The following is a 13,457-nucleotide window of genomic DNA, read 5'->3' as shown; positions in this document are numbered from 1 at the left end:
GTCCGGCAGGGCGATACCCCTTCGCCACCAGCTTGTCTGCTGTCGATGGCGCGACTGAGCCATGGCCCGGAAGCAAGTCTTATGAAAGTTACATAACTTGCCGGAGGGCCAATGAATTCTTGTGAAAGACATATAATCACTAGAAAAACCTACCAGACATACTTTGGCATCATCGCTTTTGACTTGAATCGGATGCTGAGAGGGTCCACCTTGCAGTGCAGCGAAACAGGGAAACGGGCGCAGTCAGGCGCCCCCCTTCCGCAGATGAGGGAAATCGAGATGAACACTTTCCGTGAGATGGGTGAGTCGATGATCCTGGCCCATGAGGGCCAGCGCCAGCTCGCCGAGATGCTTTTTGCCAAGCTGCGCAACTTCTTCAGCCATATCCGTGCCGCCCGCTCCGCCGCGGACGCCGTCTATCGCTGATCCGACCGAGCAACAGCCGCCGGCTTCTCAGCCGGCGGGCTGCTCCTCCTCATCCTTGAGGGCCCAGGCCGACACGGCCTGACAGAGTGCCACGGTTTCCCGCAGGGACGTGGTGATGGTTTCGCCGGGATTCTCGCTCCGCAAGGCGGAAAGCATCAGGCTCCCGGCCGGTGCGTGCCAGAGCGCCACCACGATCCGGGTTTCCGGCAGGCGTCGCCTGATACGGCGCAGGAAATGCCGCACCCCCGCAGCGCTGCTGCCTTCCTCCAGAACCGACAGACAGCAGAGACGGATCGCCGCAGGGTCCAGCCGCTCCAGATTCGCCGTCTCCAGCACGTTGTTGCTTTCCGCCCGCGCGCCGAAGCCGTGGCGCCGGAAGATCTGCACCGCCATTTCCGCGGCGAGGTCGTCAAGCTCCCCACGCCCGGCGATCACCACCATGGCACCATCTGTGCGCCAGGACGGCGCCGGCAATCCCTGGCGAATCGGGATCGCATCAGGTTCCACGAACTCGTCGCCCAGGGCCGAGACGGGGGTGGGCGCGGGCAGGCGGACCGGTGGGTCCTCGACCCCCATGGCCAGATCCTCCAGCAGCATGGCCACGTGCTGGCGCAGCTGCCCGAACTGCTCGGGGCCCAGCTCCTCGCGCATGCGGTCCTCCTGCGCCAGGGTCAGGCCGCGCAGGGCAACCTCGTCGTAATAGACGGCGAGTGGCGTGTGCCGCAGCATCTGCCGCGCCTGGGCCACCAGCCCGTCCACGTCCCCTTCCAGTGCCCGCTGGTAGAAGGTCTCCTCCGGCCGCAGCGGCGGCCCGTCCCCCAGCATGATGTCGAGGAACTGCATACGCTCGACATGCCGCCCCAGCACCACGAGGCAGACGGTGAGCGGCGTCGCCAGCAGCAGGCCGATGGGCCCCCACATGAAGGCCCAGAAGGTGGCGGAGACGATCACCGACACCGGCGAGAGGCCGGTGCTGTGGCCATAGAGCAGCGGCTCCAGCGCCTGTCCCATCAGGGGCGCGCTGCAGGCGAAGAGCAGCAGCACATAGACCGCCATGGACCAGCCGGGATCGACCGCCAGGGCCAGCAGAACCGGCGGCACCACGGCGATGGGCGTGCCGACGAAGGGCACGAAGCGCATCACCCCGGCCAGGATGCCCCACAGGACGGGATTGGGCAGGCCGATAAGCCAGAGGCCGGTGCCCACGAAGATGCCGTAGCTGGCATTGAGCGCGACTTGAGCCAGGAAGTAACGCGACAGTCGATAGGCCGCGTCGGTCATCGCCGTCATGGTGCGGTGAAGATCCCGCGTGCCGGCGAGGCGGATCAGCCGGTCGCGCAGGTCCTCCCGGTACAGAAGGACGAAGATGGTGAAGACGACCACGATGCCGGTGGTGGCGATCGGCCTGAACAGCGGCTCCGCCACGCCACGGGCCAGTTCCAGCGGTGTGAGGTCGGACTGCCCTGAGGCGGGCGGCGGGCGGTGGATGGTGCGCGAGGTGTCCTCCAGGTTGCCCATGCCGCGCAGCAGCATGTCCACCTGCCGCACCAGTTCGTCCAGGCGCAGCGCATTGACTTTGCGCTGGATCGCCTCCTGGTAGGTCGAGAAGTTCCCGGCCAGCTGCGCCCCCTGGCGGCTGACCGCCAGGCCGATGCCAAGCAGCAGGGCGAAGGCCAGCAGCACCGAGATCAGCACGGCGGGCACGCGCGGCAGGCGGAAGCGGCGCAGGACGCGCACCACCGGGGCCAGCACGAAGGCCAGCAGCACCGCCAGCACGATGGGCACCAGCAGATCACGGCCGAAATAGAGGCCGGCGATGACGATGGCGCAGGCGATCAGGGTCATGATGCCCCGCGCCGGGATGGCGACCGGCAGAGGCGGCCGTCTGGTCTCGAACATGCTCATGCAACCGCCTGCTATGCCGCCCCGCCCTGGCCCCCGCCGCGACGGGCGCGGGATGCCGAGGCAACGCGGGCCGGCCATCCGGGTTCAGGCGGGCTACCCGGCCCTGACGCATCGCACCACAGGCCGGGCCATTCGGGCAATGGCCGGGGTGAAGCTGCGCGCTAGTGGCCGGACAGGCAGGCGCTCATGAAGCTGCGCCGCTGGTCGCCCGCCAGCTTCTTCGTGCCGGCCTCGGCGTTGCAGCTCCGCATACGGTCCTGCTGGGTGGCGGGCGCGGCGGCGCTCTGCACGCTGTCCGCCTTGCCGGAGAGGCATGCGCTCATGAACTGCTTCCGGCCGTCGCCGGCCAGGGAACGGGTCTTGGCCGTGGCGTTGCAGTCCTTCATGCGCTGCTGCTGCGCCGCCTGGGCTGACGATGGGACCGACGGCTGGGCAAAGGAGGCCGAACAGGCGCCGGACAGGCCCAAAAGGGCCGCCGAAGCCAGGAGAGTCGGGAACAACCGCATGGCTGGAAGATTCTCCGTTGCGACAGGCTCGTACCCGTCCGGCGCAGCAGAAACAGGTTTGGCCGAGGCAGGCAAGCCTTCTCGTCCGGCCGCGGAACGGCTCTTCAGGCGGCGGCGCCGAACCCCGCCACCAGCGCGGCGAGGCGCTCGATGGCCGGATCGCTCAGCCCGAGGGCCTCCAGGCCCTCCCGCGTGCGGAACAGGTAGTCGGCGGAGGAGCCGATCTGGCCCCGCGCGGTGGCGAGCCGGCGCACAGTCTCGGCCTCGCCAAGCCGTACGCATTGCGGTCCGGCGGGGTCGATGGCGAAGGCGATGCCCTGTCCGAAGACCTCCCCCCGGGAATCGTGCAGCGGTACCCAGACAGGGCGATAGGCGCCGGTCAGCATCTCCCGCCGCCAGAGCAGGGAAAGCTCGTCCGGGAGATTGCCCTCGTCCAGGCGAAGAGCGACGCCGTCGCACCATCCGCCCTCGTCGAGAGCCAGGACGAGGCCGGGATTCTCAGGCGTGCCCCGGCCGATCGGGGTCGAGAGGCAAAAGGAGCGGTGCCATCCCTCCACCCTCGCCACGCGCCGGTCCACATGATGGATGGTGGGGTTCCACATCAGGGAGCCATAGGCGAAGACCCAGGCCCCCTCTTCCGCCGCGGGCCGTGCCGCCAGGGTCTGCCGCAGCGACGCCTCACGCTCGGCGTCGCTCATCAGGCGCAGGCCAGGCACTGCGGCGGCGACCATCCGGTCCAGCTTCCCCGAACGCAGCAGGTCTCGCGTCAGGACATCGGAGAGCGGGATGTCCTCGTCAGGCGCGGCCAGGGAAGATGGATCGGTCAGGGACATGGGCTCCGGGTCCGCGTCGCCACGCCTTTCGCCGGCGCGAAGTTACGCGGCCCCCTATGCAACGGCCGCCTCGTCCTGGGAACGGGCCAAAACCCGATCCAGGCCATCACGAAAACCGATGTTTCGCGGGGCCGTCGCCGTTGGCAGGCCGATCACGCTGGCCAGTCCGGACCGCCCCGGAGGTCTTTCCCGGGCTGCGCGGCAGCACCGGGGCGACCAAGCAACTCAGCGCTGGTGCTGCGCCTTGCGGGCATCCCGCGCCGCCTGATGGCCGGCCAGGATGGAGGCGACGCGCGAACGGGTCATCGGCTTGCGCTGGCTCTGCTCGCGCAGGGCGGCGGCGCGGGCTTCGGCCTTGGCCTTGCGCTCCTCCTTCTGGCGCTCGATCTCGGCCAGACGCTCGGCGCGGCGGGCGGCCATGCGGGCATCGCGGGCCTGCTCCGCGGCGAGGCGTTCGGCGCGGCGGGCGGCGAGTTCGGGATCATCCTGGGTCGGGCGCGCACGGAAAGCCTCCAGCATCGCCTGCTTCGCCTTGGCCTGATCCTCAAGCCGCTGGGTCAGGCTTCCTGGGGTATGCTTGCTCATGCTCAGGCTTCAGCCTCCTTGCTGTGTGGAAATGGAATGGTCCGGCACGATCCCGCCGGGCACGGATGAGCGGTGCCTTCCGGCCCCTGCCTGCCGCGACAGGGCGGCGAAAGCATAGGACGAGCCGGAGGGACCATGCCGCTTCAGCATAGCCCAGGAATATCGGTTCCGGAAAAGAAACGGTTCAGCGACCCGCGAGGACAGGGCTTGGGGCTTTTCGCCCGGGCGAGGATCCCGATGGAACCCCGGATGTGCCGTCCACAGTGACAGTGGGTCGAATACCAGATCGAGGATTGGGAAGGAATGGTGGGCGCACTAGGGCTCGAACCTAGGACCCGCTGATTAAGAGTCAGCTGCTCTACCAACTGAGCTATGCGCCCGACCGTTTCGAACCGCTCCGCTTTTCAGCGGTGCCGTCCGTGTCGGTGGCGCCTATTTACCGTCTTCCGCGGCAGGGTCAACCCCCCTGCCCCAATTCTTTGCCGCTATTCCTTTGCCGCCGCGAACTCGGCGTCACGATGCACCCAGACGCTGGCCAGCAGGCCGAAGCCGACCATGGCGGTGATCATCGCCGAGCCGCCATGGCTGATCAGGGGCAGCGGCACGCCGCCCACCGGGATGGAGCCGGTGACCATGGCGATGTTGATGAAGACGTAGAGGAAGAAGTTGGTGCCGAGCCCGATCGCGACCAGCCGGCCGTACTGGTGGCGGCAGCGGATCGCGACAAGGAAGGCGAAGACGACGATCAGCGCGAGCAGCCCCAGCGTGGCGATCGCGCCGAAGAAGCCGAATTCCTCGGCGATCATGGTGAAGATGAAGTCGGTCTGCTTCTCGGGCAGGAAGTTCAGGTGCCCCTGGGTGCCCTGCAGGAATCCCTTGCCCCAGAGCCCGCCGGAGCCGAGCGCGATCTTGGACTGGATGATGTTGTAGCCCGCGCCGAGCGGGTCGCTCTCGGGGTCGAGGAAGGTTGTGATGCGCGCCTTCTGGTAGTCGTGCAGGTGGTCGTAGGCGATGGGCGCGGCGGTGCCGATGGCGGCGAAGAGCAAGGCGAAGAGATACCAGCGCGCGCCGGAGGCCCAGAAGATCGCCAGGCCGATGGCGCCGGTGATCAGCGCCGTGCCGAGATTCGGCTGCTTCAGGATCAGCGCCATCGGCACCAGCACGGCGATGGCGGGCGGGACCAGGAAGAAGAGGTTGCCCATCCTTTCCCACGAGGCGCGGTGGAACCAGGAGGCGAGCGCCAGGACCAGGAGGATCTTCATCAGCTCCGAGGGCTGGAGCTGGATCGGGCCGATATCGATCCAGCGCTGCGCGCCCTTGCCCACCTGCCCGTGCAGCATCACCAGCACGAGCAGGCCCAGGCCGAAGGCATAGCCGAGCCAGGAGAGCTTCGCGATCACGCGGATGTCCACCAGCGCGATGCAGACCATCAGGATCAGCCCGAAGGCGAAGCGGATGGCGTGCTTGCTGGCATAGATGGCCGGGTTGCCGCCACCCGCCGAGTAGAGGGCGACATAGCCGACACCGGCCAGGGCGCAGAGCATGAGGATGAAGATCCAGGGCATGGCCCAGAGCTTCTCCAGGACGCCGAAGCCGCGCTCGACGCGCAGCAGGCGGCGCTCGTAGAGGCCGGACATCTCAGCGTCTCCCCCCCGGGGGCCGGGGACTGGGGTCTTCCAGGGGGCCGGCATCGGCCACGCGGGGCCCGGCGGGGGTCGGCACCTGCCGGAAGCGCTCGATGGTGTCCATCATGATCTGCTTGCCCAGAGGGGCGGCCGCGGCGGAGCCGGCGAGGCCGTGCTCGACCACCACGGCCACGGCGTAGCGCGGGTCCTCATAGGGAGCGAAGCAGACGAAGAGCGCGTGCGGGCGCCATTCGCGCGGCAGGTTCTCGGCCCGGAAGCCGCGCTCCCGCTGCTCGCGGGTCACGCGCTTGACCTGCACGCTACCCGTCTTGCCGGCCAGGATGCCATAGCCTCCGGGCAGTCGCCCGGCGGCGCCGGTGCCGCGTTCCTCGTTCACCACGGCGTACATGCCCTCCCGCATCAGGCGCAGGTCGCGCTCGGACATGCCCAGGGAGGGCCAGTCCTCCGCCTTCACGCCCCGGATCAGCTTGCCGCCGATCGCGTGGGTCAGGTGGGGCTGCACCGCCCTGCCGGTGGCGAGGCGGGCGGTCATCGTGGCCAGGGAGAGCGGGGTGAGCTGATAGAAGCCCTGGCCGATGCCATGCACGATGGTGTCGCCCAGGTTCCAGGGCTTGCCCTGCTTCAGGCGCCATTCGCGGGTGGGCACGAAGCCGCTGCGCGTGCCCGGCAGCTCGATCTGCAGGTCCACCCCCATGCCGAAGCGCTTGGCCATGGCGGCGATGCGGTCGATGCCGGTGCGCTTGGCCATCTCGTAGAAGAAGACGTCGCAGGAGAGTTTGAGCGCGTTGCGCATGTTGATCGAGCCATGGCCGTAGCGCGACCAGCAGTGGAAGCGCGTGTCGCCCAGGTCGTAGTAGCCGGGGCAGAAGACCCGGTCCTCCGGCGTGACCACCTTGGCGTCCAGCGCCGCCATGCCCACCACCATCTTGAAGGTGGAGCCCGGCGCGTAGAGGCCGTTCGTCACCTTGTTGATCAGCGGCGTGGAGCGCTTGCTGGTCCACTCCTTCCATTGCGCGGCGGAGACGCCGGAATCGAAGAGAGCGGGGTCGAAGGAGGGCTGGCTCGCCATGGCCAGGACCTCGCCCGACTTCGCGTCGAGCACGATGGCGCTGGTGCCTTCCTCGCAGCGGCCGCGCACGCTGCGCTGGAGCTGGGCATCGACGCTGATCTGGATGTCCTGGCCCGGCACGCCCTCGCGGCGGTCCAGCTCGCGGATCACGCGGCCGACGACGTTCACCTCCAGGCGCTGGGACCCGGCACGGCCGCGCAGGATGGTGTCGTGGTAGCGTTCGATCCCCGCGCGGCCGACGCGGATGCCCGGCAGTTCCAGCAGCGGGTCGTTGCCGATGTCGCGTTCCGCCGGCGGGGCGACGTAGCCCACCACATGGGCGAGCTGCTCGTGCTCCGGATAGTCGCGCGTGGTGCCGACATCGACGCTGATGCCCGGCAGGTCCGGCGCGTTGATCTCCAGCAGCGCCATCTCGTCCCAGGTCAGGAAGTCGCGGACGGTGACGGGGATGAAGCGGCGGCGGCGGCGGATGTCGCGCTCGATGCGGGCCTTCTCGTGGTCCTGCAAGGGCAGCAGCTTCGAGAAGGTCTCCAGCACCGCCGGCACGTCGCCCGCCGATTCCGCGGTCAACAGGGCGCGCCAGTTCAGCCGGTTGGCGGCGACGATCTCGCCGTTGCGGTCCATGATGCGGCCGCGCGGCGGCGCCAGGAGGCGGGTGGAGATGCGGTTCTCCTCCGCCAGCGTGGCGTAGCGGTCGCCCTCGTCCACCTGCAGCCGGTGCAGGCGATAGCCGAGGAAGCCCAGCCCGCCGAGCTGGATGCCGCCCAGCACCAGGGCGCGACGGGTGAAGATGGAGCGCCGCCGCTCCTCCTCGCCCCGGCGGCTCATGGCCGCCCTCCCGGGTGCCGGATGCTCATGCCAGGCTCTCCGCCTGCTGCATGGCCACGTGGATGCGGGTCAGGATGGCCGCCACCGCCGGGTAGGCGCCGGCGGCGAGGCCGGCCTGCACCAGGGCGGCCATGGGGGGGGAGAGCTGCCAGCTGAGCACCGTCTGAAGAAGGTAGGAGAGCCCCGCCACCGCAAGGGCGAAGGCGCAGAAGATCAGCCAGACCGTGGCGAAGGAGCGCCGGGCGACGAAGCGGCGCAGGCGGAAGGCGGTGCCGTGCACCAGCAGCAGGGTCAGGATGCCCTGGCCGAGCGGGGCGAAGTTCAGCAGGTCCTGCAGGAAGCCCAGGCCGAAGACCGCCAGGGCCGGCATGGCCGAGGGGCGGAAGACCGTCCAGAAGAAGACGCAGCCCAGCACCAGGCCGGGCCCCAGCGTCGGCAGCCCGACCGGGGTGGCGGCGAGAATGAGGACCAGGGCAGTGCCGGCCACCGGAATGGCGGCACGCGCGACGGCGTCCAGCCGGCGCAGCAGGCCGGGCGCCGGGTCCGGCTGCCCCAGGGGGGGATGCCGCCACATCAGAGGGAGGCCGGGCCGGGAAAGGACGAAGGGAAAGAGACGGGCATCGGCGCTACTTCCGGGGCTCCGGCCGGGACTCGGGGCGGACCACCGCCTCCGGCGGCAGGATGCCGGCCAGGCCGAAATCGAAGATGCGCACCATGTCCAGCCGGCCGAGCTGCGCGAAGAGCTCCACCTCCGGCGCGCCGGAATCCTCCGACCAGTGGACCACGCCCACGGGCAGCCCCGTCGGGAAGGCGGCGGCCTCGGCGCTGGTGACCACCCGCTCACCCTCCTGCGGCGGCGTGCCCTCCGGCCAGTGCTGCAGGCGCGGGCGGGCGCCATTGGTGCCGATCATCATGGCGCGGGAGCGCGAGCCCTCCAGCACCACCGGGATGCGGCTGTTGATGTCGGTGACCAGGAGGATGCGGGCGGAACGCTCGCCCACCTCGGTGATGCGGCCGGCCAGGCCGCGCTCGTCCAGCGCCACCTGCCCCTTGCGCAGGCCGAGTCCCGGCGCCTTGGCCACCAGCACCGCCCGGGCATAGATGCCGCCGGCATCGGCCACCACGCGCACGGTGTGGTAGGTGGCGGAGGCGGTGGAGACGAAGGAGAGCTGGCGGCGGAGCTGGGCGTTCTCGGCCTCCAGCGCCAGGGCGGCATTCTGCCAGCGGAGGAGGAACTCGTTCTCCTCTCGCAGCCGGGCATTCTCGCCGCGGATCTGCCAGAGCTCGCTGGCCTCCTGCGCCAGCCCCTGCGCGGCCTCCACCGGCCGCGACAGCACGGCGTAGAACGGCGCGAGCGAATCGGCCAGCGACATGCGCAGGCGCTCCACCAGCAGCGGATCGGCCTTGCCCAGGAGCATCGCCCCGAAGGCCGCCGCGATCAGCACGGGCAGAGTGAGCCGTGACAGGGCCTGCCGGAGCGGGATGCTCAGTCGGATCATTCACACGAGTCCTGGCGGGCGCCCGGCATGGCCCCGCGATGGGAGTCCTCAATACATCGAGGACAGGACGTGGCGAAGCCGCTTCATTTCCTCAAGGGCCCGGCCGGTGCCGAGCGCGACGCAGGACAGGGCCTCGTCCGCCACGGAAACGGGCAGGCCGGTCGCATCGCGCAGCACTTGGTCCAGCCGGTACAGCAGGGCGCCACCGCCGGTGAGGACGATGCCCTTGTCCACGATGTCGGCGGCCAGTTCCGGCGGCGTGTTCTCCAGGGCGACCTTCACCGCCTCGACGATCGCGGTCACCGGCTCGCTCAGGCTCTCGGAGATCTGGCGCTGGCTGACCCAGACCTCGCGCGGCACGCCGTTCATCAGGTCGCGGCCGCGGACCTCGATGACCGGGCCTTCCTCGCCGTAATCGGGCACGGCGGCGGCGCCGATGGCCATCTTGATGCGCTCGGCCGTGCTTTCGCCGATCAGCAGGTTGAACTGGCGACGGATGTAGCTGATCACGGCCTCATCCATCTTGTCGCCGCCGACGCGGACGGAACGGGCATAGACGATGCCGCCCAGCGAGATCACCGCGACCTCGGTGGTGCCGCCGCCGACATCCACGACCATGGAGCCGGAAGGCTCGGTCACCGGCAGGCCGGCGCCGATGGCGGCCGCCATCGGCTCCTCGATCAGCAGCACCTTGCGGGCGCCGGCGCTCTCGGCGCTCTCCTGGATCGCGCGCCGCTCGACGGCGGTGGAGCCGGAGGGCACGCAGATCACGATCATCGGCGAGGCAAAGGAGCGGCGGTTGTGCACCTTGCGGATGAAGTGCTTGATCATCTCCTCCGCCACCTCGAAATCCGCGATCACGCCGTCGCGCATCGGGCGGATGGCGGCGATGTTGCCGGGGGTACGGCCGAGCATGTGCTTGGCTTCCTCGCCCACGGCGAGGACCTGCTTGCGGCCACGGAGATCGGCGATGGCCACCACGGAGGGCTCGTTCAGAACGATGCCGCGGCCCTTCACATAGACGAGGGTATTGGCGGTCCCAAGATCGATGGCCATGTCGGCCGAAAGGAAGCCGAACATGCGGGAGAACATGCGCTTGACGCCTCGTGCGTGAGGAATGGGTAGCGGGGGAGCGCGCCTGACTAGCCCCCCTGGCGCGCGGGCTCAAGCCCCTCTTGCACCCATTGCCGGCATGGCAGGGCGTCTCGGCGTGTCTCGAAAATGCAACCGCGCACTGTGCGGCACGTTACCGGGCCGGAAAGCCAAACAGGGATTTGGCTGCAAGGATGCAACGATGGAGCGAAGCCATGCGTAAGTCCACCCTCACCGTCCTGGCCCTGGCGGGACTGACCCTGGGAGCCTGCGGCTACAGCACGGGAGACAGGGCGCTGTCCGGTGGTGCGCTGGGCGGCTTGGCTGGTGCGGGCATCGGGTCACTGTCCGGTAATGCGGGGACCGGTGCGCTGATCGGCGCGGGCGCGGGTGCGATCGGCGGTGCCGCGACCAGTGGCAACGACGTCAATCTCGGCCGGCCGGTCTGGCGGTAGGTAAACGCCACAACCCAGGCTTCCGTTCAGAAAGGCACTGCCTCCGGCCCAACGGCCGGAGGCAGTGCCTTTGTCGTTTCTGCTTCCTGGCATGCGGAAGGAACCGGTTGCGGTTCAACGGCCGGAACCGTCCCGCTGGCGAGTGCAGCCAGGGGGCAGAGGGGTCCGGCCGCACCCATGTCGGACCGGACAGCCCCCCCCCGAGATGAAAAGGGCGTCACGGGCGGATCGCTCCGCCCGCGCGCCGCCGGTCAGGCCGTCATCGCTGCCGGAGCGGTGCGCTCGCGCTTCACCAGCAGCTTGTTCAGCGCGTGGATATAGGCGCGGGCGGAGGCGACGATGGTGTCGGTGTCGGAGCCCTGCCCGTCCACCAGCTTGCCGCCTTCCTCCAGCCGCACGGTGACGCGGGCCTGGGCATCGGTGCCGCCGGTGACGGACTGCACGGCGAAGAGGCGCAGGCCCACCTCGTGCGGGAAGGCGGCGCGGATGGCATTGAAGGTGGCGTCCACCGCGCCGTCGCCGACCGCCATGCCCTCATGCGCCTCGCCATCCACCTCCAGCTTCAGCGTCGCCATGGGATGGGTGTGCAGGCCGGCGGTGACGGTCAGCGCGGTCAGCTTGATGCGGTCATGGGTGCGCAGGATCTGGTCGTCCACCAGCGCGACGATGTCCTCGTCATAGACGACCTTCTTGCGGTCAGCGATTTCCTTGAAGCGGGCGAAGGCGTCGTTGAGCTGGTTGTCGCCGACCTCGTAGCCCAGGGCCTTCAGCTTGTCGCGGAAAGCGGCGCGGCCGGAATGCTTGCCCATGACCAGGGAGGAGTTGGTCCAGCCGACGCTTTCCGGCGTCATGATCTCGTAGGTGCCGCGGTCCTTCAGCATGCCGTCCTGGTGGATGCCGGACTCGTGCGCGAAGGCGTTGCGGCCGACGATGGCCTTGTTGGGCTGCACGTCAAAGCCCGTGATGGTGGCCAGCAGGCGCGAGGTCTTGAGGATGCTCGACGTGTTGATGCCGGTGACCTTGTTCAGGGCGTTCTGCCGGGTGCGGATCGCCATGGCGACCTCCTCCAGGCTGGCATTGCCCGCGCGCTCGCCGATGCCGTTGATGGTGCACTCCACCTGCCGCGCCCCGGCCTGGATGGCGGCCAGGGTGTTCGCCACGGCCAGGCCCAGGTCATTGTGGTTGTGGGTGGAGAAGATCACCGTGTCGGCGCCCGGCACGCGCTCCCGCAGCATGGTGAAGATGCGGGCCATGTCCTCGGGCACCGCATAGCCGACCGTGTCGGGGATGTTGATGGTGGTGGCGCCGGCCCGGATCGCGGCCTCGACGCAGCGGCACAGGAAGTCGTCCTCGGTGCGGCTGCCATCCTCGGCGGACCATTCCACATCGGCCACGTGCTGGCGGGCCAGGGTGACGGAGGCAGCAACGGCCTCCAGCACCTGCTCCTGCGTCATGCGCAGCTTGGCGCGCATGTGCAGCTCGGAGGTGGAGATGAAGGTGTGGATGCGCGGGCGGGCGGCGGTCTTCACCGCCTCGGCAGCGCGCAGGATGTCCTTGGGCGCGGAGCGGGACAGGCCGCAGATCACGGGGCCGGACTTCGCGAAGCGGTCGGCGATGGACTTCACGCTGTCGAAGTCGCCGGGCGAGGCGATGGGGAAGCCTGCCTCCAGCACGTCGGCGCCCAGTTCGGCCAGGGCATCCGCCATGCGCAGCTTCTCCTCCAGGTTCATGGAGAAGCCGGGGGACTGCTCGCCGTCGCGCAGCGTGGTGTCGAAGATGATGACCCGTTCGCCCGGGATGGTGCCGAAGGAGGGATGGGTGATGGACATCGGGGGATTCTCGACTGTTCTACCGTGGCTGGGCCGCCGCCGGGGCGTGGTTTCCGGTGGCGGGTGGGCCGGGACGCGGCATCTCGCGCGTCGCACCGGCCCCTGATCCCCGGGAATGAACCCGAGGGGAGATCCCCTGAACGCGGCCGGCGGTGTCCCGCCGGGGTTACGCCCAGGGGCCGGTAAGTCGAAGGAGAAGGAGGCGCGCGCCATCGCAGGCCGGAAGGCCCACGGAAAAGGCAGCGATGTGGCCGCGCGCGGTCATGACGCCAGCGTTAGCAGCACTTGCCGGGCTGGACAACCACTTCCCTTGCGGCTTCTGTCCGCGCCGGAGCGGACCGCCGGTTCCGCCCGGACTGGGCATCCGGTGTTGTCATGGGGGCGGAAAACTTTGGTGTGGCGTTGTCCGCTATGGGGCAGGCGCCCTTGCGATGGGAAAGGCCGGGGGCCATGCAGCCGCGCGAGGGAAGCGGGATCCGTCCCGGGGGAAGGAGGGGGACCAGCCCGGGCAACGGAGCATGGCTGCCGGAAGGATACCGGGGCGCCATACGCGGACGGACCGTGACGGGCGAAGTCCATGATTCGCGGGGATGAGAATTCGGCCCGGCCCCCGGCAGGCCTGGCCGGACCAGGAGTGCGATGCGAAGCAAGGCGGGAATCGGGGATCTGGCGCAGCACCGGAAAGACGGGGGCGAGGCCGGGAATGATGGTCCCATGACGGATCAGCCCGGTCGGGAGCCGCAGGCCCCGCCGGCCTGTCTCTTGATCACAAGTCTCGACGTCA

12 protein-coding genes and 1 tRNA gene are annotated in these 13,457 nt (G+C 69.3%); 2 read left to right on the top strand and 11 right to left on the bottom strand.

The window, feature by feature from the left end:
- Positions 1-279 precede the first annotated feature (279 nt).
- On the top strand, positions 280-426 hold the full coding sequence (locus ROTAS13_RS26950) for a hypothetical protein (protein ID WP_155985194.1): 147 nt from the start codon (positions 280-282) through the stop codon (positions 424-426).
- Between the two features lie 27 nt (positions 427-453).
- Here ROTAS13_RS26950 and ROTAS13_RS02835 read toward each other — a convergent pair whose 3' ends face one another.
- From ROTAS13_RS02835 to ROTAS13_RS02790, 10 genes are all read right to left on the bottom strand, one after another.
- Positions 454-2,331 carry an AI-2E family transporter gene (locus ROTAS13_RS02835; RefSeq protein ID WP_075821495.1) on the bottom strand — a complete coding sequence of 626 codons (1,878 nt, stop codon included), beginning with the start codon at positions 2,329-2,331 and terminating at the stop codon, positions 454-456.
- A gap of 161 nt (positions 2,332-2,492) precedes the next feature.
- Positions 2,493-2,837: a PsiF family protein gene (locus tag ROTAS13_RS02830; protein WP_037249766.1), complete on the bottom strand. Its 345-nt coding sequence runs from the start codon at positions 2,835-2,837 to the stop codon at positions 2,493-2,495.
- A gap of 104 nt (positions 2,838-2,941) precedes the next feature.
- Positions 2,942-3,670: a gamma-glutamylcyclotransferase gene (locus ROTAS13_RS02825; protein WP_075821494.1), complete on the bottom strand. Its 729-nt coding sequence runs from the start codon at positions 3,668-3,670 to the stop codon at positions 2,942-2,944.
- Positions 3,671-3,895: 225 nt separating this feature from the next.
- Positions 3,896-4,255 (bottom strand): DUF6481 family protein, encoded by a 360-nt coding sequence (locus ROTAS13_RS02820; protein ID WP_019461567.1) that lies wholly within the window; start codon positions 4,253-4,255, stop codon positions 3,896-3,898.
- 304 nt (positions 4,256-4,559) lie between these two features.
- Positions 4,560-4,635: transfer RNA gene (locus ROTAS13_RS02815), tRNA-Lys, on the bottom strand.
- Between the two features lie 105 nt (positions 4,636-4,740).
- Complete coding sequence (rodA, locus tag ROTAS13_RS02810) at positions 4,741-5,892, bottom strand: rod shape-determining protein RodA (protein ID WP_019461568.1); 1,152 nt, start codon at positions 5,890-5,892, stop codon at positions 4,741-4,743.
- Position 5,893: 1 nt separating this feature from the next.
- Entirely contained in the window at positions 5,894-7,798 is a 1,905-nt protein-coding gene (mrdA, locus tag ROTAS13_RS02805; protein ID WP_019461569.1) for a penicillin-binding protein 2, read from the bottom strand.
- A 25-nt stretch (positions 7,799-7,823) separates the two neighbouring features.
- Complete coding sequence (gene mreD, locus ROTAS13_RS02800; RefSeq protein ID WP_019461570.1) at positions 7,824-8,372, bottom strand: rod shape-determining protein MreD; 549 nt, start codon at positions 8,370-8,372, stop codon at positions 7,824-7,826.
- A 52-nt stretch (positions 8,373-8,424) separates the two neighbouring features.
- Positions 8,425-9,297: a rod shape-determining protein MreC gene (mreC, locus tag ROTAS13_RS02795; protein ID WP_019461571.1), complete on the bottom strand. Its 873-nt coding sequence runs from the start codon at positions 9,295-9,297 to the stop codon at positions 8,425-8,427.
- A gap of 48 nt (positions 9,298-9,345) precedes the next feature.
- Positions 9,346-10,389: a rod shape-determining protein gene (locus tag ROTAS13_RS02790; RefSeq protein WP_019461572.1), complete on the bottom strand. Its 1,044-nt coding sequence runs from the start codon at positions 10,387-10,389 to the stop codon at positions 9,346-9,348.
- Positions 10,390-10,604: 215 nt separating this feature from the next.
- On the opposite strand from ROTAS13_RS02790, the gene ROTAS13_RS02785 reads away from it, so the two are divergent.
- Complete coding sequence (locus ROTAS13_RS02785) at positions 10,605-10,844, top strand: YMGG-like glycine zipper-containing protein (RefSeq protein WP_019461573.1); 240 nt, start codon at positions 10,605-10,607, stop codon at positions 10,842-10,844.
- A 251-nt stretch (positions 10,845-11,095) separates the two neighbouring features.
- Here the strand turns inward: ROTAS13_RS02785 and ROTAS13_RS02780 are convergent, their stop codons facing one another.
- Entirely contained in the window at positions 11,096-12,673 is a 1,578-nt protein-coding gene (locus ROTAS13_RS02780; RefSeq protein ID WP_075821493.1) for a 2-isopropylmalate synthase, read from the bottom strand.
- Positions 12,674-13,457: the final 784 nt, after the last annotated feature.

The sequence above is a fragment of the Roseomonas sp. TAS13 genome, from assembly GCF_001950415.1.
Lineage (GTDB): Bacteria > Pseudomonadota > Alphaproteobacteria > Acetobacterales > Acetobacteraceae > Roseomonas > Roseomonas mucosa.
The sequence above is the reverse complement of the archived record's forward strand: the minus strand, read 5'-3'. Positions and strand labels throughout refer to the sequence as shown.